We start from the raw sequence: 22,395 nt of genomic DNA on the forward strand, positions 1-22,395 counted from the left end.
CTCGCTCAGCTCTCGCCAAGCGAGGGGGAACTGGCCCGGAACAGGCCAATGAGATCGGCGACGACCTGGCTGGCACGATGGCCGGAGGTCAGGCCGGAATCGATGCGGTCGGACGCCGCCTGCTGGAACGCCATGTAGCCGTCATGGCGCGGCCGCACCCAGGCGCTCTCCAGCGTCGCGCGCGTGCCCCGATAGAAGTTGCCGGCCAGTTCATTGATAGTCTGGTCTTCCCAGGCAGCCGCATGGCCCGGCTGGCCGCCGGCGGCGGCATAGATGCCACGCTGGACATCGCCGCTGGCGACCCAATAGGCAAAATCGATCGCTGCCTCTTTGGCCTTGGAGAAGGCTGATACGGCTATGCCTGTGCCGCCGAGCGCCGAGCCGGTCGGACCATTGGAACCGACGACCGGCATGTCGGCGAAAGCCAACCTGGTGGCGCGAAAACCCGACGCCGCATAAGAGACGTAGCCATAGATCAGCGGCGCGCAGACGATGCGGGAACCAGCCTCGGCCATGCGTTCCGAAACGGCGATCGGGTCCATGTCGAAGCAGGTCGGGTCGACCACCACCGCGATCTCACGCATCATCTCGAAGACTTCACAGCCCGTCTCGACATCGATGAGATCGCCCGACGGATCGGTCGCGCAGGGATGCCCGAGATTACCGGCCAGCGTGTAGAAGGTCATCAGGCAATGCGGCGGCCGCAACGGCAGAAGCACGCGGCCCTGCCGAGCGAGATCGAGCACTTCGCTCCATCGCGATGGCGGTTGGTCGAGCGCATCGGGTCGCCAGGCCTGAACCTGCGTTGCCGCATCGATGGGAAACGCCCACTGCCGTCCTTGCCATGTGTAACTCGGATAGGACTGGCCGACGCTGCCTGAGGCGAGGGCGACGCGTTCCGCCTCGCGGCCGACGAGATCAAGCGGCTCAAGGCAGCGCTCCGCGGTAATCTGGCCGACATGCGGATGATCGATGACGATCAGGTCATAGGCGCGCGCCAGCTCCTCGACCGGGAAGGATTCGAAATCCTGCAGCGATCGCTTGTCCCATTCGACGGCAATGCCCGTCTTCTGCTTCCACACCGACGAGCAGGCGACCATCGGATCGAAGCCGCGCGGATGGTTCCAGGTCATGCCCCTGAGCGTGGGCTTGAGGGAGCGCGTGGTCACAGGCCGAACTCCTCGCGGATTGCGGCGCTATGCTCGCCAATCCGCGGTGCTGCCCGGTCGACCTTGGCCCTGACGCCATCGACCCGCAGCGGTGAACTGGTGGTGAGGATCGAGACATCGTCCTCGCGCGTCACCGTCTGCAGCATGCCGAGCGATTGGAAGCCCCCGCTTGCCAGCATCTCCGGCCAGGTCAGCACCTTGGCGCACCAGATGTCGGCAGGCTCGAGAATCGCCAGCCAGTCGTCGATGGTCTTGGTCGCGATCCTCTGGGCGATGATCGCCTTGATATCGTCGCGCGCGATGAACCAGGATGCCGGCCTGTCACGATAGGGAGCCAGTTCATCGAGCGACAAAAGGTCGGCCAACTTGGGGATCGGCGTCATGGCGATGGCGAGATAGCCGTCCCTGGCCGGATAGACTCCGTAAGGCGCCGAGAGATAGGCATGCGCGCTGCGGAACCTCGAGCGCCTGGGCAGGCGGCGCCCGTCATTGAGATGCGTGGTCAGCACCTCGAACTGGAAGTCGACCAGCGCTTCCAACAGGCTGGTCTCGATATGGCTGCCCTGGCCGGTGATGCCGCGCCGCACAAGTGCTGCGAGAATGCCTTGCGCGCAGGCCGCACCCGCCAGCATGTCGCCGATGGCGAGGCCGAACGGCACCGGCCCCTGGTCTTCGTCGCCGTTCAGCCACATCACCCCGGAGCGCGCCTGCGCCAACAGATCCTGGCCGGGCCGCTTGACCCATGGGCCGTCCTCGCCATAACCGCTGATCGAGGCATAGACCAGGCGCGGATTGATCTGGCGGACGGCCTCGTAGTCGAGGCCAAGGCGCTCGATGACACCCGGCCGGAAATTCTGGATCAGCACATCGGCCTTGGCCAGCAGCCCGCGCAATGTATTGAGATCCGCCTCGTTCTTCAGATCGATGGCGAGGCTTTCCTTGGCCCGGTTGATGGCATGGAAGATGGTGGAATCGCCGCCGATCTCGGTGTCGCTGAGATAGAGCCGGCGCGACAGGTCGCCGCCGTCAGGACGCTCTATCTTGATGACGCGGGCGCCGAGATCGAGCAGCCTAAGCGAGCAGTAGGGCCCGGACAGGAACTGGCTCATGTCGACGACGATGAGACCGGCAAGCGGCAATTCGGCTGCTGCCGGCATCTCTATTTCTCCGTCTTGCCGAAGAAGTCGGCCGGGTTGCGGTACTTCACCGTCTGCAGATGCTCGCAATAAAGAACGAGCTCGCCTTCGCCCTTGAACACCTCGTAGCTGGCGCGGATCAGGCCCATCTCCTTGTAGCGGGGCTTCTTGTCGAGGTTGGAACGGATCGAATAGATCGTATCCCCGATGAAGACAGGCTTTATGAACCGTAGCTTGTCATAGCCATAGGAAAAAGCGTTGACGCAGTTGGTGGCGACCAGCCCGAGGCCGGCCGAGAAGACGAACGCGCCGGCAATCAGCCGCTTGCCGAAAATGCCGTCGCTCTCGGCAAACATCTGGTCCTGCACGTAAGGATGGATGTCGAGCACCAGCGTGTTGAAAAGGTGGCTGTCGCCCTCGGCCATGGTGCGGCGCAGCGAGCGGATCTTTTGGCTGACCGGCCAGTCCTCATAGAACCAGTTCTCGGCGTTCCACACCGGCAGGGCGGCATGATCGGCGGGCATATTCCTAGGGTGCGTCGAGACAACTCCAACGGTTGGCGCGAAATCGCTCATGGCGTAGTCCAGCGGGCTCGAGAAAGCGCCCATCCAGCCATTCGAGCACGCTTCAAAGCGCCTGAGTGCACGACGTCCTCCTCCCATCAATCTTCTTTTGTAAATACTATTTTCACATATGGGTTTGCGTTGCAAGCGAGGACAAGCGAAATTTTGGCGGTCCCACGCGCCGCTTTGTCTTTGTCATGAACGAGCTGGATTCGACTGTCGCGTCGATGGCGCTCGACAATGCGACTGGCAGGCTATCGATCATCGACAGGAAGCCGGCGGTGCCGGCCGAGGCCCGCGACAGCAATCACTGCGCCGATATCCGGATCTCGCCGGACGGCCGTTTCGTCTATGGCGGCAACCGTGGCCACGACAGCGTCGTCATCATGGCGGTCGACCAGGAGACCGGCAGCTTAAGTCTTGTCGGCTATCTACCTTGCGGAGGCGCCACGCCGCGCAATCTGGCGCTGACGCCTTCGGGCGGCCATCTGTTCTCCGCCAACCAGAATGCCGACCGCATTTCGATTTTCGTCCGCGACGCCCGCAAGGGCATGCTGACCGATACCGGGCGCGGCATCGAGATCGGCACGCCGATGTGTGTCAAGATCGTCGCATGACCACCGGCCAGCAGACTAGCCGGGCTCAAGCCTCTTGGATGGCCGAGAGTTTCCAGCTCGAGCCATTCTGGCGCGTGAACGTCCACAACTCGGTCGTCTCGGTCGGCTGCTCCTCATCGCCCTCGACGACCTTGCCGCTCGCCCGTTCGCGCATCACGTCACGGGACTCGTAGCGCAACGCCGCCGTGGCGTAGTCGCGGTCATCCTCGCGCCAGCTTTCCGCGATGTCGGCCTGCAGCAGCGTGACGTCGGATACTTCGTTCCTGAGACCTTTCTGGGCATTGTCTGCCAGCTCTTCCGACAGATAGGACACCATCTCGGGCGTCACCGACCGGCGCAATGCCGCATGGTCTTCGCGGCCGAATGCTTCCTGAATCTCGGTCAGCAACTGCTGGAACGCGTCGAGGTCGGCCTGGGCCAGCGTGATCTCTTCGGATCGGGTGGTCTCGTAGCCTCCGCCCGATCCGCCGCCAAACCCCGGAATTGTGAAGGAGCCAGCGCTTCCCGTCTCCTGTTGTGCGCGGTTCTCGAACCGTGAAGCCTGGGTATTGCCTATGCCGGCGAGCGCGGGCGCGGGGCCACGCGCGGATTGCGATCGGAAGAACCTGATGGCCAGCATGATCGCGCCACCGATGAGCAGGGCTTGGAGCAGGAATCCGAACATGCCGGCAAGGCCGCCGAAACCTTGGCCAAGGAGCAGTCCGATCAGGCCGCCGATCAGCAGGCCGCGCATCATCGTTTCACCGAAGCCGCTCATGAAGCCGGGCCTCTGCAGTCCGGCCGGCGGCTGCCGGGCAGCATTGTTCACGCCGGTATTGGGTGTCATCGAACGCTCGACCGGCGCGGTCGGCGCCGGCGCGGTCCGGGTCGGCGGGGCCGATTGGAACGTGCGCGTGCCGCGACTGCCGAAACTGCCGCCGCGCCGCGCCTCGGCATGATCGATCGCAACCATGGAGAATGCAAGGAACAGGCCGGCAAAGAGTGTGGCGAATCGGCTTGTGCGGGAAATCATCGGGTGACCTTTATCGCTGTGGTTTGGGGCGTTTTCGGCAAAGGGCCGGCCTTGGAAAGACCGGCCTCAATCGAACAGCTCTTCGAAAAATGATTTCTTCCGCTTCGGATAGCGGTGGCCATGCGAGCGGGAATAGTCGTCATCGCGGTCCCGGCCACGGGGCGGCGGGGAGAACGCTGCCGGCTGTGGCTGCGGCGCGGGCGATGTGTCCCTGCCGGACGGTTCGATGATCTTGTCGAGTTCGCCACGATCAAGCCAGACGCCGCGGCACTGCGGACAGTAGTCGATCTCGATCCCCTGGCGTTCGCTCATCACGAGGGCGACACGGCAGGAGGGGCAAACCATGCCAAGGAGGGAAGATGTCATGTGGGGCTCCTAACCAGAAAGGAATGAGCCCGCTTAACCGAAAGGAATGGAAACGGGCCCGTTGAAGCGGTCCGACATCACGGTCGCCAAAGCGACAGTCAGAGGGGCCCGGCCCGCACACGGGAGTTAGGAATGCGGGGCGAAGCCTTCAAGGGGCAATGTTGCCGGCGAGAGCGATTTGCTGCTTAAACCGTCACCACGATCTTGCCGAACTGCTCGTTCGATTCGAGATAGCGATGCGCCTCGACGATCAGGTCGAAGGGAAAGATCCTGTCGATGATCGGCCTGAGCGTGCCGTCCGCCAGGCCTTCGAGGATGAATGCCTTGGCCGCCTCCAACTTCTCCGGGTTGCCGGTGATCTCGTGCACGAGATAGCCGCGCAATGTCAGCGTCTTGCCCAGTATCGCAGGTAAGGGGAAAGGGGTCGGCTCGCTGCTGAGGCCGCCATACTCGATCAGAATGCCGCCTCGCGACATCGCCGCCGTCAACGGCTCGAAGATCGGCCCGCCGATCGCGTCCAGCACCACACGCACGCCTTGCGGTCCGGCGATCTGGCTCAGTCTTTCCGCAAGTTCCTCTTCCTCGAGGACCACGACATGCGCTGCGCCGGCGTCGAGCAGAGCCTGCTTCTTCACCGATGTCCGCGTCACCGCGATCGCTATCGCACGAACGCTGTTGGCGATCTGGATCGCCGCAAGCCCGACGCTGCTCGAAGCCGCAGTGATGACGACGCCTTCTCCGGGGCGCAGCCTAGCGATGTCGATCAGGGCGCCGTAGGCGGTGAGGTACGGCATCCAGACCGCCGCCGCGGTTTGCCAGTCGAGGGACGCCGGATGCTTGATGATGAGCCCCGCGGGAAAGGTGACAAGCTCACCGTAAGCCGGCCAGCGAACCATCGATTGCGGTGGGATGACACTGACGGCGTCCCCAGCCGCCAGCCTCGTCACGCCTTCGCCGATTGCCTCGATGACGCCCGCCGCTTCCAGCCCGAGCCCGGAGGGGAGCCCAGGCGTCTCGATATAGCTGCCCGCGCGCAGCAGCGCCTCGGCGCGGTTGAGGCCGAGCGCCTTGACGCGGATTTGAACCTCGCCCGGGCCCGGTGGCGCTAGGTCGACCTCCTCGATGCGCAGGACCTCGGGACCACCATGCTGGTGGAAGCGAATGATACGGGCCATTCGGTTCACTCCAAATTATCTGACACCTAATGAGCTATGACGCGAAAGCTTTGTGCGATAAACGGCTGTTCGGATTATGCAGTAGAAACCAGGAGTTTCGAATATGGATAGGCTCGAGAGCATGGCTGTGTTCGTCAGGGCGGTCGATCTCGGCTCGTTCGCGGCAGCGGCCACTGCGCTCGATCTATCCGCACCGATGGTCGGCAAGCATGTCCGGTTTCTCGAGGAGCGGCTTGGCATGCGTCTCATCAACCGGACCACGCGCCGCCAGAGCCTGACCGATTTCGGCCGCGCCTATTATGAGCGGTGCCGCCTAGTGCTGGCCGAGGCCGAAGCGGCCGATGCGCTCGCCGCCGACCAGCTCTCGGAGCCGCGCGGAAAACTGCGCGTCACCATGCCGGCGCATTTCGGGCGCCACTGCGTCACCCCCGTGCTGCTGAAGCTGGCAGGGCAATATCCGATGCTGGAACTCGACCTGTCGCTGAGCGACCGTTTCGCCGATCTCGCCGAGGACGGTTTTGACCTCGCCATCCGAACCGGCGGTCTGGACGACAAGGCCGGTGTGATCGCCCGTCGCGTTGCACGCCAGGACATGGTCGTCTGTGCCGCGCCTTCCTATCTGGAAATTCATGGCGAGCCGCGGCGGATCGACGACCTCGCCGATCACCAGGCGATTGTCTACCGCCGGCCCGGCATGATCGTTCAGCCGTGGCTATTTCCGCGCGAGGGGCAGACTGCGCTCGAGCTTATCCCAAACGGCCGGCTGCGGCTCGACGATCTTGATGCTATCGCCGATGCCGCCGTCGACGGCATGGGGCTGGCGTGGTTGCCTTACTGGCTGGCTCGTGAGCGCATTCAGGCCGGCACGCTGGTCGAGTTGTTGCCGGACCAGCCACGATATCCCTACGATTGTCATGCGCTCTGGCTGCGGACGCCGCATCTGTCGCTCAAGGTCAGGCTGGCCGTCGACGCATTGGCGGCCGCCTTACCGAAAATGATGGCGTGATCGCCAACTGACGACTTGCGCTCTTTGAGGCGTGGCGTTCGGGTGCCATATGAAGGTGGCTTATGGAATGCGCGCATCGCAGGAGAGACGGTTCATGACCAAGGGTTCGGATCTGTTCGTGGCGGCCCTCGAAAATGAAGGGGTCGAACGAATTTTCGGCATTCCGGGCGAAGAAAATCTCGACATCGTCGAATCCATCCGCCGCTCGTCGATCCAGCTGATCCTGACGCGCCACGAGCAGGCGGCGGCCTTCATGGCCGCCACCTATGGCAGGCTCACCGGCAAGCCGGGTGTGTGCATCACAACGCTTGGCCCCGGCGCCCTCAATCTGACGACCGGCTCTGCCTATGCGCTGCTTGGCGCGATGCCGATGATCATGATCACTGGCCAGAAGGGCATCCTGTCGTCCCGGCAGGCGCGCTTCCAGATCGTCGACATTGTCGCGGCGATGAAGCCGCTGACCAAGCTGTCACGCCAGATCGTCTCGCCCAGGATGATCCCGTCGCTGGTGCGCGAGGCCTTCCGCGTCGCCCAGGAAGAGCGCCCCGGCCCCGTGCATCTCGAACTGCCGGAAGACATAGCGGCGGCGGAATGCGAGCCGATCGCCCTGGTGCCGACGCATCCGGTCGAATTGCCCCTGGCCAGCGCTGGCGCGCTCGATCGCGCCGCCCGCATGATCATCGAGGCCAAGCGTCCGCTGCTGATGTTCGGGGCCGCGGCGTCGCGCCCGCGCGTCACTCCCGATGTCGCCCAGTTCGTGCTGCGCACGCAAATTCCCTATTTCACCACGCAGATGGGCAAGGGCACGGTGCCCGGCGGTACCGAACTCTATATGGGAACGGCGGCCCTTTCGGAACGCGACTACGTGCACGAGGCCATCGAACAGGCCGATCTGATCGTCACCATCGGCCACGACACGGTCGAGAAGCCGCCCTTCATCATGGGGGCGAAGGGGCCGAAGGTTATTCATGTCGGCTACCAGACGGCTGATGTCGAGCAGGTCTATTTCCCGCAAGCCGAGATCGTTGGCGACCTCGGCCCATCGCTGGCGCTGCTGGCGGACCGCATTGAGGGCAAGATTCCCAACGCGCGGGCCCTGCTGCCGCTGCGCGAAGGCATTTTGAGCCGCATCGCCGCGCGCGCCACCGAAGACCGTTTCACGCCGCAACGCATCGTGCATGACGTGCGCGCCGTGATGCCGGCGGACGGGATCCTCGCGCTGGACAACGGCATGTACAAGATCTGGTTCGCGCGCAACTACCGCACGCGCATGGCCAACACGCTGCTGCTCGACAATGCGCTGGCGACCATGGGCGCCGGCCTGCCGTCGGCGATGATGGCGGCACTGCTCTATCCCCAGCGTCGCGTCATGGCCATTTGCGGCGACGGTGGCTTCATGATGAACAGCCAGGAACTGGAGACTGCTGTCCGGCTCAAGCTCAACCTCGTCATCCTGCTACTGGAAGACCATGCCTATGGCATGATCCGCTGGAAGCAGGCTGTCGACGAATTCCCGGATTTCGGCATGACCTTCGGCAATCCCGACTTCGTCAAATACGCCGAAGCCTATGGCGCCAAGGGGACCAGGGTTGGCGAAGTTGCCGAGCTGCGGCCGGCGCTGGAACAGGCCTTCGCCGGCGGCGGCGTGCATCTCGTCGTCGTGCCCATGGACTATTCCGAAAACACCAGGGTGCTTGTCGACGAATTGCGCGAGCGCTTGCCCGCGCCAAAGGCACCCTGACGGCAGCGGCAAAGCCGCCGTCAGGATCGGTTGATGCCTACAGCTTGCAGTAAGGCGTTACCGGTGCGATCGTTCCGAAATCCTTGACGATCTCGTAGCCGATGCCGTCCGCCGCCGCCTTGCCGACATAGGAATGGCAGAGCGTGTGGTTGTTGCTGGCATCGACCCGGATCTTGCCTTGTGGCGCATCGAACTCGATCGTCGGCAGCGCCTTGAGTACATCGTCATCCTTCAGCGAGCCGGCCTTCTCGGCCGCCAGCGCGTAGAGATGCAGGCCGTTATAGCCGGCCTCGCCGATGCCATTGACCATCTTCTCCTGGCCGAATTTCTCGCGGAAGTTCGCGATGAACTTCTTGTTGACCGGGTTGTCGAGCGCCATCCAGTAGGGCTGCGGCGCGTAGGTGCCGGCGGCGACGCCAGGCGGCAGCGCGTCCTTGTTGAAGACCTCGTCGAGCGGTGCGATCAGAGGCTGCTTGATGTCGAAGCTACGATACTGCTTGAGCTGCGTGACGGCGTCGTTGCCGACCACCATCGACCACACGACATCAGGCTTCAACGACTTGATCTTCTGGAAGGCCGGGCCGAAATCCGTGGTGCCGAACGGATAATAGTCGGCGCCGACGATCTTGCCGCCGGCCTTTTCATAGGCGGCTGTGATCGCCTCGGTCATCTTCTGCGGCCAGGCATAGTCGGACGCCATGATGTAGATGGTCTTGCCGAGGTTTTCGGCCACCCACGGCATCATCGGGTCTACCTGCTGCATCGGGATAGGTCCGGTGGCGACGAAGTAGCGATTGCATTCGCCGCCCTCGAAATTGGTCGGGTAGAAGAACAGCTTCTTGGCCTTCGAGGTGACGGAAAGCGTGGCGCTGCGCTCGGGCGAAATGATCGTTCCCATGATCACGTCGACCTTGTCCTCGTTGAGGAGCTTGCGGGCCTTGTCGATGGACCCCTTGGTCGTGGTCTGGTTGTCCTCGATGAAGAGCTCGACCTGGCGCCCGCCAATGCCATTGGCGGCGTTGAGCTCGGCGGCGGCGAGCTTGTAGCAATTGAGCAGCGTCTCGCCGAGGATCGCCTGCAGCCCCGTGATCGGAATCGACAGCCCGACCTTGACCGTATCTGCAGCGCGCAGGATTCCAGGCGCGCCGACCATTGCGAAGGCGGCCGCGGCGCCGCCGGATTTCAGAACAGTTCTTCTGTTTATCATTGTTGTGTTCCCTTCCAGTCCAGGCGCGCCCCATGCACGCCTTACAAGTCAACAAGCTCCCAGGCGCTTCAGGCGCGCCTATAGGGCCAACAGGTCCTTCAGTAGGGTCTCGTCGGCGAATGCTTCCGGCGTGCCCTCATGCACGATCCTGCCCTTCTCCATCACCAGGCAGCGATCCGCCGCCTTGAGAACGAGATCGAGATTCTGCTCGACCAGAACGATGGCGATGCTACGCTCACGCGCGATGCGCGGCACCAGCTCGGCAATCGATTGCACGACGTTCGGCTGGATGCCTTCCGAAGGCTCGTCGAGCAGCAGCACCGACGGCAGGCCGCACAGCGCGCGGCCTATCGCCAGCATCTGCTGCTGGCCCCCCGAGAGCGTACCGGCGATCTGCGCCTCGCGCTCGCGAAGGATGGGAAAATAGCCAAAAATATCGGCTGGAATGTCGCCGTCGCCACGATCCTTGGCGGCGCGCGTGCCGACTTCCAGATTCTGTCGCACGGTCAGCTGATTGAAGATGCCGCGGCCCTGCGGCACATGGGCGATGCCTGCGCGTGCGCGGCGGAAGGCCGGCGCGTTGGTGAGATCCTGGTCGCCGAGAACCACCGCGCCGCCGCTCGCCTTCAGGCCGCCAGCGATGACGCGCAGCAGCGTTGTTTTGCCGGCACCGTTGCGGCCGAGCAGGCCGACCACTTCGCCCGCCGCGACGCCGAGGTCGATGCCGTTCAGCACCGGGAGCAGGCCGTAGCCGGCCGAAACGGCAAGTGTCCGCAGCACGCTCAGCGCCTCCCTAGGTAGACGTCGCGGACCATCTCGTCGGCCTCGATGTCGTGGAAGGGACCGCTGCGAAGCAGGCGCCCCTGGTGCAGCACCAGCGTCTCGCAATTCAGCGCCCGCACGAAGCGTATGTCATGCTCGACCGCGACAATCGAGAACTCGCCCTTCAGCCGCAGCAGCATTTCGGCCGTCGCCAGCGTCTCCTGCGGCGTCATGCCGGCGGTTGGCTCGTCGAGCAAAAGCAGCCGTGGCTCGATGGCCAGCGCCATACCGATCTCCAGCCATTGCTTCTGGCCGTGCGCCAGTTCGCCGGCTAATGTGGCGGCACGATTGGTCAGCGCGACCAGTTCCATCAATTCACCGATTGTCCGGGCCGGGGAGGGGGCACCCCATCGTGCGACCTTGAGGTTGTCCTCAACCGAGAGGCTCGGGAAGACGGACGGGATCTGGAACTTGCGGGCAATGCCGAGCCGGGCGATGCGATGCAGCGGCAGGCCGGCAATGTCTCGGCCGAGGAAATGGACGCTGCCGCTGGTCGGGCGCAGCGTGCCGGTCAGAACGTTGAGGAACGTGCTCTTGCCGGCGCCGTTCGGCCCGATGATGCAGCAGAGCTCCTTGTCGCGGACCGTCAGGTTCAATCCTTCGAGGGCCTGCAGCCCTCCGAAGCGGATGCCGACATTTTCGGCCTGGAGCAGGACGTCGCTCATCAGGCCTGCCTCCTGCCTTTGAACAGGCTCCTCAGCCGCGCATAGATCGACAGGATGCCGTCCGGCAGGACAAAGACGATGATGACGAAGACGCAGCCCAGCAGCAGCGGCCACAGGCTCGGATTGAAGCTGCTGATCGTCTGCTGCGCGCGCTGGATGAAGATTGCGCCCAGCACTGGGCCAAGCAGCGTGCCGCGCCCGCCGACCGCCACCCAGACAATGACCTCCGTCGACAGAAGCAGTCCGGACAGATCGGGGGCAACCAGCCCGGCCATGCAGACATAGAGCGCGCCGGCAAGCCCGGCGATGGCTGCCGAAAGGATGAAGGTGACGAGCAGCCGTAACGGCGCATTATGGCCGAGTGCCGCCGCCCGGACCTCATTGTCCTGAATGGCGGTCAGCACCGTGCCCCAGCGGCCGCGGCTGATCGACCACAGCGCCAGCACGACCACGGCGACGATAGCCGAGACGAAGATATAGCTCGGCAGGTCCTGGCTGAGGTCGACATTCCGGCCACCAACATCGAACTCGATCGGCGGAATGCCGATCAGGCCGCTGTCGCCACCGGTGACCGAACTCCACGAGACCGCGGCCTGCTGGCAGATGACGCCCATGGCGAGCGTGACAATGGTGAAGTAGCTGCCGCGTATGCCGCCGAAGAACAGGAAGTAACCGATGATGGCGGCGACGAAGGCAGCACCCGCAATGGCGCCCACGATGCCGAGCAAGCCGCCGAAAGGATTGGCGTCGTTGAGGGTGACCAACGCCATGACGTAGCCGCCTATACCGAAGAACGCGGCGTGGCCGAAGCACAATATGCCGGTGCGGCCCCAGAAGAAGTCGAGGCTCGCCGCGAACAGGCCGAAGATCAGCGCGTCGCGGATCACCGTCAGTTGGTAGCCGTCGGCGAGGAAGGGATATAGGATCGCGAGCGCCACGCAGACGACGAAGATCAGCAGCCAGTTGCGGTCGCGGGCAATCATCGCGAAGCCCCGTTGAACAGGCCGTTAGGCCGCAGCCGCACGGCGACGATGGCCGCCAGCAGCACGATCGCCTGCGCCAGCGATGGCGAGATCTGGTAGTTGAGGATGCTTGTCAGCCCGCCGACGAAGACGCTGCCGGCGACGAGGCCGGCAATCGAGCCGACCCCGCCGACGATCACGACGAAGAAGGCGTTGGCGAGATAGTTCACCCCCATCTGCGGCAGCACGATCGCCAGCGGCGCGACCAGCCCACCCGCAAGGCCCGCGATGGCCGCGCCGAAGGTGAAGGCGATGGCGTAGGTGCGGCGCGTGTTGATACCGACGCCCTCCGCCATTTCGCGGTTCTGGATGACGGTGCGGATGTCGAGGCCGAAAGATGTGCGGCTGATCAGCAGGATGACGCCGAGCAAGGTCGCCATGGCGATGCCGATCAGGATCAGCCGATAGGCCGGATAGACGGTGAAGAAGAGGTCGAGCGTGCCCTCGATCGGCGGCGTCACCGGCTTGGCGCCGAGCCCAAAGGTCAGTTCCAGCCCCTGCTGGAGGATGAGGCTGACGCCCCAGGTGGCAAGCACCGTCGACACCGGCCGCGAATAGAGGTGGCGAATGATGGCGAACTCCAAGATGCAGCCGACCACGGCGCCGGCGATCGGCGCCGCCGCCAGGCCCAGCCAGAACGAGCCGCCCATGCTCTGGATGAAGTATACCGCGAAGGCGCCGACGGTGACGAACTCGCCATGCGCCAGATTGGTCACGTTCATCAGGCCGAAGCTGATCGCCAGCCCGAGCCCGACCAGCATCAGGATGCTGATCAGCGTCAGCGCATTGAGCAATGTCGTGATGGCGAAATCCATCGCTTCAGGCCGCGCTGGCGAGGCGTTGGCGCAAGCCCGCGAGCAGGCCTTCAGCGGCATCGATCACCGCCGCCTGATGCGGCTGCAGGTCCTGCCCCGCCCACTCGTCGATATGGTCCGACAGCGGGTCGACCACCTCGGTGCGGTGATTGGCTAGCGTCTCGATGACGGCGTGGCCGCAAAATGGCACATAGCCCTCGGAATAGCCGCCTTCATGGCTCATCATCAGCCGTCCGTTCGAGACTTCGGCCGCGAGCGCCACCATGCGCGCGGCAAGGCGGCGAAAACATTCGCTGTTGAGCATCATGCGGCCGAGCGGATCGAAGCCGGACGCGTCGAAACCGGAAGCGACGATGACGAGGTCGGGCTTGAACGCGCGCAAGGCAGGGCCGATGACGCGGTCGAACGTGGCTTCATAGGCGCCTGTGCCGCTGCCGGCCGGCAGTGGGATGTTGATGTTGTAGCCTTCGCCTTCGCCCTTGCCATTGTCGGCCAGCGCGCCGCGTCCGGTCGGGTAGAGATTGTCCTGGTGGAGCGAAATCGTCAGCACCGACGGATCGGAATAAAACACCGTCTCTGTGCCATTGCCGTGATGCACGTCCCAGTCCACCACGGCGGCACGGCCGAGCAGGCCCTCGTGCTGCAGCCGCCGCACGGCGACGCCGATGTTGGAAAACAGGCAATTGCCCATGGCCTGGTCGGGTTCGGCATGGTGCCCGGGCGGCCGCGCCAGCGCATAGGCGTTGTCGACGCGGCCGGTCAGCACCGCACGCATCGCGGCATAGGTGGTGCCGGCGGACAACAGCGCGATGTCGAAACTGTTGAGGCCGATCGGTGCCTGAGGCCCGGCGAAACCGGATCCGCCTTCGCTCAGCATCCTGATATCATCGACGTGGCGCTGCGTGTGGACGCGCAGCAGGTCTTCCACCGTTACCGGGTCGGCAATGATCGGAACCAGATGGCGTGCCAGGCCGCTGACCTGGATGAGATTGTTGAGCCGTCGCTTCGATCCAGGCGATTCCAGGTGGCGTCCGGGTTCCACGAAACGGCCGGGAGGCATCATGTCGGCGCTGGAGCCGGTATCATGCCACATCAGCTGTTCGTGAAAAACGTAGCCTGTCGCCATCCGCGGCATCCTCTAAAAACCAGACGCTAGCAGGCTAACAATCGCCCGGCCCGACCCTAAAGAGGGGCCACGTCTGTTATCTATGCCCCTCCTTTCGGAGGGTACGGAGGTTTGCGGCGACCTGCGCCGCGCGCACCGCCTGGACGCGGTTCGATACCGAGAGCTTGCCGAAGATGTTTTTCAAATGCCACTTCACCGTCGTTTCGCTTACCGACAGTGCAACGGCGATATCGCGATTGGACATGCCTTCCGAAAGAAAGTGCAGCAACTCGGACTCGCGCTGGGTGAGCTGTTCTTTCTCGACCGTCGGGGCGGCTGGTTTGCGCGTCGTCACGGGCATCGTCTGCGCTGCATCGATGATGCGCGTCGCATAGGCCGACAGTGACGGGTCGGCCTTTGCCTGGGCCGCCCGCAGTCGCATCAAACCTTCGACGACAGACCTGCCCTCGTCGACGAAGGAGCGGATGAAGCCCGAGGGTTGCGCAAGGCGCAATGCTTCGTGCAGATGGCGGTCTGCCTCCCGCTGGTCATGGCCGGCGCTCTTGGCGCGCAGGATCAGCGCCAGTATGTGCCGGCGCATGCGCCCGCTGCTTTTCGTTCGCTCCAGCAGCGCGTCGAAAATTGCCGCCGCCGCCGCGTAGGATTTTTCCGCCGTAAGCAGCCGGCCTTCGGCGAAGAACTCGAATTCGTTGGCGACGGTAGAGGCGGTTTCAGCGCTTTCGCGGCGATGCTCGTCGAGCAACACGCGGGCTTCGGGGATGCGGTTCTGGTCAAGAAGCAGCCGGATGCGATCGTGCACCAGCACCGAAGCGAGGCGGCGGTAGACGGAGCCGCGCGCGCGCTGGTAGACGCGCTCCAGCATGTCGAGGGCGGCTTGGCCGCGACCGGTCAGCTGCAGCACCCGGGCATAGGTCGGCACGCTGGCCAGGGGATAGACAATGACCGCGGCGCCCTCGATCAGCGGCCCGAGATTCTCCACCAGCGCCAGTGCCTCGCCGGATGCGTTGGTCTCATAGGCGAGTTCGGCAAGCAGCGTTCCGGCGAGGGCCTCGGCATAGGAGTTGGCGCCGATCCGCGTCCTGGCCTCGATGATCGCGTTGCGCAGCAGCCGTTCGGCCGCGGGCAGGCGGCCGGCCGAGCGCTCGATGACGGCCATGTAGCAGTTGGCGATGGTGACGCCGAGCAGGCTGCCGCTTCGCTCATGGGCCTTGCGCGCCGCGTCCACGGCAGCGCGTGCGCCCTCAAGGTCGCCAAGCGCGTAGAGATTGTAGCCGATGACGTTTGCGGTCGCGCCTTCCATGAACCACGCTTCGGGGGCGATGATGCGCAGGGCCGCCAGTGCGGTGTCGCGCGCGTCCTCGAACTGTTCCAGCGTGCTGTGCACGGCCGCTGCAAGGACCTCGAGTTCAGCCTCGATGGTCGTGCCGGTCAGCGTGCCCGGGTCCTTTCTATCGGTCGGCCCGGTTTCGACGAGCTGGCGCGCGTTGGCGAGGGTCTGCTGGGCAATCTCGGGCTGGCTGCTGTGCACCGCAAGCCATAGCACGACGAGTTGCAGCCGGATGCGCTGGTCGATCAGTTTCTTTGGCAGCAGCGCCAGCAGTTGGCGCACATAGAGAAGCTGGCATTGAGCGATGAGTTCTAGCGCGTTGTTCTCGATGAACACCGCGGCGCGGGCTTCGTCGCCGGCGGCAAGCGCATGGCCGATGGCCTCGGTCAGCATCTTGCGTTCGCCGAACCATTCCGAAGCCGCCAAGTGCAGCGGTGCGATCATCTCCGGCTCCCGCCGTTCCATTTCACGGCTGAGGAAGTCGTGGAAAAGGTGATGATAGCGGAACCAGCGCCGTTCCTCGTCGAGCGGCACCAGGAACAGGTTGCGGGTTTCGATCTCGGTGATGGCAACCTCGGCGTCCGCCTCCCGAATCACCGCCCGGCAGGCCTCGGCGCTGAAGCGCTCGAAAATCGAGGAATAGAGCAGGAACTTTGCCAGCACCGGCGGCAGTTCCAGGAACACTTCTCCCATCAGGAAGTCGGCGACGTTGCGGTTGGCGCCGGTGAAATTGCCGATGACGGTTTCGGGCGCATGGGCCGCACCGAGCGACAGCGAGGCGAGCTGCAGGCCGGCGGCCCAGCCTTCGGTGCGCGAGCACAGTGTTTCCACCGTGCCGCTGCTGACAGAGAGGCCCAGCTTGTCGTTGAAGAAGGCTTCGGCTTCCGACGAGGCGAAACGCAGATCGTCCGGGCCGATTTCAAAGATATCGCCGAGCACCCTGAGCTTGCCGAGCTGCAGCTCGGGCAGGTTGCGCGAACCGATGACGAAGACGACGTTGGTTGGTGCCTGCCGGGTCAGCCGTTCCATGAACCGCTTCACCGCCGGTGCATCGATGGCGTGATAGTCGTCGAAGAACAGGGTGATGTCGGCGTGGCGTGCCGCGAAACCCGACACGAGTGCCGCAAGCACCACGTCGAGCTGCGGGATGGGGCTCGACTGGAAGGCGAGGTCGAGCTCGGCCGGGTTCTGGACGAGATGGCGCAACGCCCCCACCAGATGCGACAGGAAGGCGCCTTCGTCATTGTCCGTCGCCTCGCAGGACAGCCAGGCCGTCAGCCGGCCGTGGCGCGCGACCTCGGCCGCCCATTGCGCCATCGTCGTCGATTTGCCGAAGCCGGCGGGCGCGGCGAACAGCACGATGCGCGTGTCGACATTCCGCTCCAGCCTCGACAAGATGCTCTCGCGCCGTACCCACCGGCGGTGGTGAGGCGATGCCAGGCTGGTGGGTTGCGACGATGGTCTCATCTGGCGCCGGGCACCCATTCCGTTTCGATCAGCGGAATTTGCGGCGCGCAATCGCGCGGCAGGGTTCCCTTGATCCTGGGATCATCGGTGATTTCGAAACCGGTTGCATAGGGTTCAAATCCGCAAGCCCTGTAAAAACCGATGACGCTGTGATGATCGAAGCTGCTGGTGTGCAGCCAGATGCGGATGGGACCTAGGCGCCATGCCTGGTCGAGCGCGCCCGCCATCAGCCGTTTGCCGAAGCCTTGGCCAGTCAAGGAGGGAAACAGGCCGAAATAGGTGATCTCGATCTCGTTGCTGTCGGCGAGAGAGAATTCGACCATGCCGACCTGGCCCCCACTCTCATCATGGCCGTAGTAGAGATGCTGACGTGGGTCGGCGAAATGCGCCGCGATGTCGGCGTCCGACATTTCGGCGGCGCGGTCCCAGAGCCAGGGAGCGCCGATCTCGAGGAAGACTGCGCGGTAGACGGCGGGATCGGGCTTGGTGACGCGGCTCATCGTCAGCGGATGCACGAGACCGGGCACCGGGGCACGCGCCTCCATCCACGTCACCGCATTGATGATTTTGCCTGCCGGCACGCGCCGGTAGCCCGGCGCGAGATCGGTGGTTTCATCCGGCAATGAGCCTTCAGTGACTTGCATCTGTCCTCGGTCTTCCGCCGCGCAGCCTTGGCGGCATGTCAAGAAGCTGATGCCAACTCTGCGACCGCCTGCCAAGTGGCTCCAGAGGTGGGCCATCATTTTGGCCCACCTGTCGCCTTGCCTTTTCGGAGAATGGCATATGAGATATGATACACCATCCATGGAGAAGCGGAATATCATGCCTGAGCGAATTGCGGACGAGGCCATCTTGCGGGCGGTCGACGATGGCTTCGACCGCCAGCTTGCCTTCCTGGCGGACCTCGTACGCTTTCCCTCGCAGCGTGGTGAGGAACACGCCGCGCAATCCTTCATGGCGGCTGCCTATGAAGCCAATGGCTATGCGGTCGATATGTGGCGTGTCGACGTCAATGCGATCCGCGACCTGCCCGGATTCTCGCCCGTAGCCGTTTCGTACGATGACGCGTTCAACGTCGTCGCCACCCACACGCCGAAAAACGTCACCGGTCGCTCGCTGATCCTAAACGGCCATATCGATGTGGTGCCGACCGGACCGCTCGACCGCTGGGTGCGCGATCCCTACGATCCGGCGATCGAGGATGGCTGGATGCACGGCCGTGGCGCCGGCGACATGAAGGGCGGCCTGTCGGCCTGTCTCTTTGCGCTCGCCGCCTTGCGCGGCCTCGGCTATCAGCCGGCGGCGAACGTGTTCCTGCAGTCGGTGGTCGAGGAGGAGTGCACCGGCAATGGCGCACTCGCTTGCCTGCAGCGCGGTTATCGCGCCGACGCCGCCTTCATTCCCGAACCGCTGGAACCAAGACTGATGCGGGCCCAGGTTGGGCCGATCTGGTTCAGGGTCGAGGTCGACGGCGATCCGCAGCACGCGTCGGGCGCCTTTTCCGCCGGCGCCAATGCCATCGAAAAGGCCTTCCTCATCATCCAGGCGCTGAAGAAACTCGAAATCGTCTGGAATGCCAGAAAGGTTGACGACAGGCATTTTTGTAGTCACCCGCACCCGATCCGATTCAACCTCGGCAAGATCGAAGGCGGCGAATGGACATCGAGCGTTCCCGCGCGCTGTGTCTTCGAGATGCGGGTCGCGACCTATCCCGGCCAGAAGCTCGAGGACGCCAGGGCCGAACTGGAGGCCTGCATCGCCGATGCCGCCCGCGCCGATCCGTTCCTCGCCAATCGCCCGCCCAGGATGACCTATAACGGCTTCATGGCCGAGGGCTATGTGCTGGAAGGCGCTGACGAGATGGAAGCCGTGCTGCGCCGCAGCCATACCGCCGTGTGGGGTGAGCCGTTGACGGAACATGTCACCTCGGCCACCACCGATGCGCGCTTCTTCGGCCTCTATGCCGACACGCCGGCAATCGTCTACGGCCCGATCTGCCGCATGCCGCATGGCTATGACGAAGCCGTCGATCTCGACTCGGTGCGCAAGGTCACCCAGACCATCGCGTTGTTCATCGCCGACTGGTGCGGCCTCGAGCCGATCGATCCCGAGGTCAGGCCATGAACGCGGCCATATCGGATGCTTTCGGCGAGACGCTCGCGGACGATGCGCCCGATGTCTCGATCGCCGAGGCGCTTGCCCTGTTGCGCCGGCACTATGGGCTCACTGGCAGCGCGCGCACGCTGCCAGGCGAACGCGACCACAATTTTCACGTCCATTCGGAAGGCGAGGGCGAATTTGTCCTGAAGATCTCGCATCCGGCGGAAGAGGCTGATTTCACCGATTTCCAGAACAAGGCGCTCGACCACATACTGACGGTCGACCCGGCTTTGCCGGTTCCTTCGGTGCGCAAGAGCCTCGAAGGCGAAGCGCAGTTCATGGTCGGCATCGGCGGATCGGCGCCGCGCATCGTGCGGCTCGTGACCTATCTGCCGGGACAGCTGCTTTCGCGCTCGCCCACCTCATCGGCACAGGATCGCAATCTCGGCATCTTCCTCGCCAGGCTTGGCCGGGCGCTGCGCGGGTTCTTCCATCCGGCCGCCGGCAGCGACCTTTTGTGGGACATCCGCAAGGTCGCCAAGACGCGGCCCATGCTGGCGCATATCGTCGATGCCGGCCATCGCGCCATGGTCGAGCGCGTCATCGACGCCTACGAGGAGCACGCGGCACCGGTTATTCCGGGGCTGCGCGCCCAGATCGTCCACAACGACATGAACTCCTACAATGTGGTGATGGACGCTTCGCGACCCGAAATGGTCAACGGCATCCTCGATTTCGGCGACATGATCCATTCGCCGCTGATCTGCGATCTCGCCATCGGGGCCGTCTATCGCTGGCCGGCCGAAGGTCATCCGCTGGCGCCCGCCGCGCGCTTCGTCGCCGGCTATCAGTCCGTGCAGCCGCTCGAGATCGAAGAACTTGGCATCCTCTTTCACCTCATTCGTGCCCGCCTCGCACTCATCGCCAACATCGCCAGCTGGCAGGCCGAGCGTTTTCCGGCCAAACGCGACTATGTCCTGCGCCTCATCACCGAGGTCTGGGCCTCGCTTGAGCGGCTGGACGGACTGTCGTCCGCGGACGCCCGCCGCTATTTTCTCGACCATTCCAAGCCGGAGTAGATGCCCGTGTCCCTGTTCTCGCCATATCCTGCAAATGTCGATTCGGCGGCATCCGAGCAAGCGCTGCTCGAACGCCGTGCCAGATTGCTCGGGCCGACCTATCGCGCCTTCTACCGCAGCCCCATCCATTTGGTGCGTGGCAGCGGTGTCTGGCTCTACGATGCCCAAGGCCGAAAATACCTCGACGCCTATAACAACGTCGCCTCCGTCGGACACTGCCACCCGCGCGTCGTAGAGGCGCTGTCTGGGCAGGCCGCCACGCTCAACACGCACACGCGCTATCTCAGCGAGATCATCCTCGACTACGCGGAAAGGCTGCTCGGCACGCTTCCTTCCCATCTCGGCCATGCCATGTTCACCTGCACCGGCAGCGAGGCCAACGATCTCGCCATCCGCATCGCCCAGCACTCGACGGGCAACACCGGCGTTATCATCACCGACTTCGCCTATCACGGCGCCACCATCGCGACAGCACAGCTGTCGCCGGCGGCGGTCGGGGCAGCGGGCGTGCCCGCGCGGCATCGAGCCGTGGCGGCGCCGGACACGTTCCGCGACGGCGGCCGCGCCGCGTATGATTTCGCCAGAAATGTCGCCTCCGCTATCGAGGATATGCGCGCGCAAAACATCCGCCCGGCGGCGTTGCTGCTCGATTCCGCCTTTTCCAGCGACGGCATTTTCTTTCCCAACGCGTCCGTCATGCGCGAGGCCGCCGATCACGTCAGGAAAGCAGGCGGCATCGTCATCGCCGATGAGGTCCAGTCCGGCTTCGGCCGGCTTGGCCAGGGCATGTGGGGCTTCGCCAACTATGGCCTCGCGCCTGACATCGTCACCATGGGCAAGCCGATCGGCGACGGGCATCCGATGGGCGCGGTGATCGTGCGGCCGCAACTGGTGAGCTCGTTCGGTTCGAACACCGGCTACTTCAACACTTTCGGCGGCAATCCAGTGGCGGCCGCCGTCGGCATCGCCGTGCTCGATGTGATCGAGGGCGAGGGGCTGATCGAGAACGCGCGGACGGTTGGCGCCTACACCGGGGAATTGCTGCGCGCCTTGCAAGGCCGGCACGGCATGGTCGCCGATGTCAGGCAGAACGGCCTCTATTTCGGCGTCGAACTGACGGAGGATGAGGCCACTGCTGCTGCCAAGACTTCATCGGTCGTTGAAGCCATGCGCGAGGACGGCGTGCTGATCTCGTCGTGCGGTCCGCGCGGCAATGTGCTGAAGATCAGGCCGCCGCTGCCCTTTGCCAGGGACAATGCCGAGCAGCTGGCCGAGGCGCTCGATCGCGCACTGTCGACCTGGTGAGCCGAGCAGACACGCATGCTGAAGCTCGAGCATCAAACCCTCAATGACCGCGCCTACGGTGCGCTCAAGCAGGAATTGATCTCGGGCGGCTTCAGCCCGGGCCAGACGCTGGTCATTCGCAAGCTCGCCGAAACTTTTGGCATTTCGACCACACCGATCCGCGAGGCGCTGCAAAGACTGGTCGCCGAGCGGCTTCTGGAAATGCAGAACAACCGCTCGATCATCGTGCCCTTGCTATCCGCGCCCGCTTTCGCGGAACTGACGCGCATCCGCATCGCCGTCGAGGGACTGGCGGGCGAGATGGCCACGTCACGGATGACTGAAAGCGGGCTGGTCGACATCCAAGCCGCGCTCGCCGGCATGCAGCGGACCATCGAGACGCAGGACCCCACGGCCTATCTTTCCCTGAACGAAGCCTTCCATTTTGCTATTTACGAGCACGCCGGCGCGCCGATCCTCTTGAACATGATCCGCGATCTCTGGGGGCGCGTCGGACCCTATCTCAAGCTCCTGATGCGGGCCGATCGCTACATTCCGCAGTCCAATGACGCACACGGCAGGATCGTCGCCGCATTGGAACAGGGCAACGGTCCGGCCGTTCGGGCTTCCCTTGAAGAGGATATCTCCGTGGCGGCCGCGGTCCTCTCCGACAATCTTCACATGGCGCACTGATCG

Annotated in this window: 21 protein-coding genes; 7 read left to right on the forward strand and 14 right to left on the reverse strand. The window is 64.2% G+C overall.

Annotation, left to right across the window (positions count from 1 at the left end; genetic code table 11):
• Positions 1-5: 5 nt before the first annotated feature.
• The 3 genes from ACVWWD_RS14675 to ACVWWD_RS14685 are packed head-to-tail and all read right to left on the reverse strand — an operon-like array spanning position 6 to position 2,880.
• Positions 6-1,133: an extracellular solute-binding protein gene (locus tag ACVWWD_RS14675; RefSeq protein WP_352550288.1), complete on the reverse strand. Its 1,128-nt coding sequence runs from the start codon at positions 1,131-1,133 to the stop codon at positions 6-8.
• A gap of 32 nt (positions 1,134-1,165) precedes the next feature.
• On the reverse strand, positions 1,166-2,326 hold the full coding sequence (locus ACVWWD_RS14680; RefSeq protein ID WP_457103156.1) for a CaiB/BaiF CoA transferase family protein: 1,161 nt from the start codon (positions 2,324-2,326) through the stop codon (positions 1,166-1,168).
• Between the two features lie 2 nt (positions 2,327-2,328).
• Positions 2,329-2,880: a MaoC family dehydratase gene (locus tag ACVWWD_RS14685; RefSeq protein WP_352550267.1), complete on the reverse strand. Its 552-nt coding sequence runs from the start codon at positions 2,878-2,880 to the stop codon at positions 2,329-2,331.
• A gap of 65 nt (positions 2,881-2,945) precedes the next feature.
• Here ACVWWD_RS14685 and ACVWWD_RS14690 point away from each other — a divergent pair, with 65 nt between their 5' ends.
• Entirely contained in the window at positions 2,946-3,485 is a 540-nt protein-coding gene (locus ACVWWD_RS14690) for a lactonase family protein (protein ID WP_352550266.1), read from the forward strand.
• A gap of 25 nt (positions 3,486-3,510) precedes the next feature.
• Here ACVWWD_RS14690 and ACVWWD_RS14695 read toward each other — a convergent pair whose 3' ends face one another.
• The 3 genes from ACVWWD_RS14695 to ACVWWD_RS14705 all read right to left on the reverse strand — a co-directional run bounded on the left by ACVWWD_RS14695 (position 3,511) and on the right by ACVWWD_RS14705 (position 6,038).
• On the reverse strand, positions 3,511-4,497 hold the full coding sequence (locus ACVWWD_RS14695; protein WP_352550265.1) for a Tim44 domain-containing protein: 987 nt from the start codon (positions 4,495-4,497) through the stop codon (positions 3,511-3,513).
• 66 nt (positions 4,498-4,563) lie between these two features.
• Positions 4,564-4,863: a TFIIB-type zinc ribbon-containing protein gene (locus ACVWWD_RS14700; protein WP_352550264.1), complete on the reverse strand. Its 300-nt coding sequence runs from the start codon at positions 4,861-4,863 to the stop codon at positions 4,564-4,566.
• A 185-nt stretch (positions 4,864-5,048) separates the two neighbouring features.
• Positions 5,049-6,038, reverse strand: coding sequence for a zinc-dependent alcohol dehydrogenase family protein (locus ACVWWD_RS14705; protein WP_352550263.1), 990 nt, complete (start codon positions 6,036-6,038; stop codon positions 5,049-5,051).
• A 103-nt stretch (positions 6,039-6,141) separates the two neighbouring features.
• Here ACVWWD_RS14705 and ACVWWD_RS14710 point away from each other — a divergent pair, with 103 nt between their 5' ends.
• Together ACVWWD_RS14710 and ACVWWD_RS14715 are read left to right on the forward strand one after the other, a co-directional pair.
• Positions 6,142-7,044, forward strand: a complete 903-nt coding sequence (locus tag ACVWWD_RS14710) for a LysR family transcriptional regulator (RefSeq protein ID WP_352550262.1) — start codon at positions 6,142-6,144, stop codon at positions 7,042-7,044.
• A gap of 94 nt (positions 7,045-7,138) precedes the next feature.
• On the forward strand, positions 7,139-8,785 hold the full coding sequence (locus ACVWWD_RS14715; RefSeq protein WP_352550261.1) for an acetolactate synthase large subunit: 1,647 nt from the start codon (positions 7,139-7,141) through the stop codon (positions 8,783-8,785).
• 37 nt (positions 8,786-8,822) lie between these two features.
• On the opposite strand, the gene ACVWWD_RS14720 is transcribed toward ACVWWD_RS14715, so the two are convergent.
• From ACVWWD_RS14720 to ACVWWD_RS14755, 8 genes are all read right to left on the reverse strand, one after another.
• A complete protein-coding gene (locus ACVWWD_RS14720; RefSeq protein ID WP_140661558.1) occupies positions 8,823-9,992 on the reverse strand; it encodes a substrate-binding protein in 1,170 nt (389 codons plus the stop codon).
• 78 nt (positions 9,993-10,070) lie between these two features.
• Entirely contained in the window at positions 10,071-10,772 is a 702-nt protein-coding gene (locus ACVWWD_RS14725) for an ABC transporter ATP-binding protein (protein WP_352550260.1), read from the reverse strand.
• 2 nt (positions 10,773-10,774) lie between these two features.
• The gene (locus ACVWWD_RS14730) at positions 10,775-11,479 is read right to left on the reverse strand and encodes an ATP-binding cassette domain-containing protein (protein ID WP_352550259.1); all 705 of its coding nucleotides are present in this window, start codon (positions 11,477-11,479) and stop codon (positions 10,775-10,777) included.
• Entirely contained in the window at positions 11,479-12,462 is a 984-nt protein-coding gene (locus ACVWWD_RS14735; RefSeq protein WP_352550258.1) for a branched-chain amino acid ABC transporter permease, read from the reverse strand. Before ACVWWD_RS14735 ends, ACVWWD_RS14730 begins: the two co-directional genes overlap by 1 nt.
• Positions 12,459-13,376 (reverse strand): urea ABC transporter permease subunit UrtB, encoded by a 918-nt coding sequence (gene urtB, locus ACVWWD_RS14740; RefSeq protein WP_352595164.1) that lies wholly within the window; start codon positions 13,374-13,376, stop codon positions 12,459-12,461. The genes ACVWWD_RS14735 and urtB overlap by 4 nt, the downstream gene beginning before the upstream one ends.
• On the reverse strand, positions 13,321-14,442 hold the full coding sequence (locus ACVWWD_RS14745) for a class II histone deacetylase (protein ID WP_352550256.1): 1,122 nt from the start codon (positions 14,440-14,442) through the stop codon (positions 13,321-13,323). The genes urtB and ACVWWD_RS14745 overlap by 56 nt, the downstream gene beginning before the upstream one ends.
• 76 nt (positions 14,443-14,518) lie before the next feature.
• Positions 14,519-17,164 (reverse strand): LuxR C-terminal-related transcriptional regulator, encoded by a 2,646-nt coding sequence (locus ACVWWD_RS14750; protein ID WP_352550255.1) that lies wholly within the window; start codon positions 17,162-17,164, stop codon positions 14,519-14,521.
• A gap of 68 nt (positions 17,165-17,232) precedes the next feature.
• Positions 17,233-17,880, reverse strand: coding sequence for a GNAT family N-acetyltransferase (locus ACVWWD_RS14755; protein ID WP_023771175.1), 648 nt, complete (start codon positions 17,878-17,880; stop codon positions 17,233-17,235).
• Positions 17,881-18,058: 178 nt separating this feature from the next.
• On the opposite strand from ACVWWD_RS14755, the gene ACVWWD_RS14760 reads away from it, so the two are divergent.
• The 4 genes from ACVWWD_RS14760 to ACVWWD_RS14775 are packed head-to-tail and all read left to right on the forward strand — an operon-like array spanning position 18,059 to position 22,392.
• Entirely contained in the window at positions 18,059-19,360 is a 1,302-nt protein-coding gene (locus tag ACVWWD_RS14760; protein WP_352550254.1) for an ArgE/DapE family deacylase, read from the forward strand.
• Positions 19,357-20,415, forward strand: a complete 1,059-nt coding sequence (locus ACVWWD_RS14765) for a phosphotransferase (RefSeq protein WP_023771173.1) — start codon at positions 19,357-19,359, stop codon at positions 20,413-20,415. The genes ACVWWD_RS14760 and ACVWWD_RS14765 overlap by 4 nt, the downstream gene beginning before the upstream one ends.
• A complete protein-coding gene (locus ACVWWD_RS14770; RefSeq protein WP_352550253.1) occupies positions 20,416-21,720 on the forward strand; it encodes an aspartate aminotransferase family protein in 1,305 nt (434 codons plus the stop codon).
• A 15-nt stretch (positions 21,721-21,735) separates the two neighbouring features.
• Positions 21,736-22,392 carry a GntR family transcriptional regulator gene (locus ACVWWD_RS14775; protein ID WP_023771171.1) on the forward strand — a complete coding sequence of 219 codons (657 nt, stop codon included), beginning with the start codon at positions 21,736-21,738 and terminating at the stop codon, positions 22,390-22,392.
• Positions 22,393-22,395: the final 3 nt, after the last annotated feature.

The sequence above is a fragment of the Mesorhizobium sp. URHB0026 genome (genome assembly GCF_054059755.1).

Bases quoted from the DNA above. Each gene is read 5' to 3' on its own strand.
- ACVWWD_RS14675 (WP_352550288.1), bottom strand. From the start codon at position 1,133: ATGACCTGGAACCATCCGCGCGGCTTCGATCCGATGGTCGCCTGCTCG.
- ACVWWD_RS14680 (WP_457103156.1), bottom strand. From the start codon at position 2,326: ATGCCGGCAGCAGCCGAATTGCCGCTTGCCGGTCTCATCGTCGTCGAC.
- ACVWWD_RS14685 (WP_352550267.1), bottom strand. From the start codon at position 2,880: ATGAGCGATTTCGCGCCAACCGTTGGAGTTGTCTCGACGCACCCTAGG.
- ACVWWD_RS14695 (WP_352550265.1), bottom strand. From the start codon at position 4,497: ATGATTTCCCGCACAAGCCGATTCGCCACACTCTTTGCCGGCCTGTTC.
- ACVWWD_RS14700 (WP_352550264.1), bottom strand. From the start codon at position 4,863: ATGACATCTTCCCTCCTTGGCATGGTTTGCCCCTCCTGCCGTGTCGCC.
- ACVWWD_RS14705 (WP_352550263.1), bottom strand. From the start codon at position 6,038: ATGGCCCGTATCATTCGCTTCCACCAGCATGGTGGTCCCGAGGTCCTG.
- ACVWWD_RS14710 (WP_352550262.1), top strand. From the start codon at position 6,142: ATGGATAGGCTCGAGAGCATGGCTGTGTTCGTCAGGGCGGTCGATCTC.
- ACVWWD_RS14715 (WP_352550261.1), top strand. From the start codon at position 7,139: ATGACCAAGGGTTCGGATCTGTTCGTGGCGGCCCTCGAAAATGAAGGG.
- ACVWWD_RS14720 (WP_140661558.1), bottom strand. From the start codon at position 9,992: ATGATAAACAGAAGAACTGTTCTGAAATCCGGCGGCGCCGCGGCCGCC.
- ACVWWD_RS14730 (WP_352550259.1), bottom strand. From the start codon at position 11,479: ATGAGCGACGTCCTGCTCCAGGCCGAAAATGTCGGCATCCGCTTCGGA.
- ACVWWD_RS14735 (WP_352550258.1), bottom strand. From the start codon at position 12,462: ATGATTGCCCGCGACCGCAACTGGCTGCTGATCTTCGTCGTCTGCGTG.
- urtB (WP_352595164.1), bottom strand. From the start codon at position 13,376: ATGCCGCTGAAGGCCTGCTCGCGGGCTTGCGCCAACGCCTCGCCAGCG.
- ACVWWD_RS14745 (WP_352550256.1), bottom strand. From the start codon at position 14,442: ATGGCGACAGGCTACGTTTTTCACGAACAGCTGATGTGGCATGATACC.
- ACVWWD_RS14755 (WP_023771175.1), bottom strand. From the start codon at position 17,880: ATGCAAGTCACTGAAGGCTCATTGCCGGATGAAACCACCGATCTCGCG.
- ACVWWD_RS14760 (WP_352550254.1), top strand. From the start codon at position 18,059: ATGCCTGAGCGAATTGCGGACGAGGCCATCTTGCGGGCGGTCGACGAT.
- ACVWWD_RS14765 (WP_023771173.1), top strand. From the start codon at position 19,357: ATGAACGCGGCCATATCGGATGCTTTCGGCGAGACGCTCGCGGACGAT.
- ACVWWD_RS14770 (WP_352550253.1), top strand. From the start codon at position 20,416: ATGCCCGTGTCCCTGTTCTCGCCATATCCTGCAAATGTCGATTCGGCG.
- ACVWWD_RS14775 (WP_023771171.1), top strand. From the start codon at position 21,736: ATGCTGAAGCTCGAGCATCAAACCCTCAATGACCGCGCCTACGGTGCG.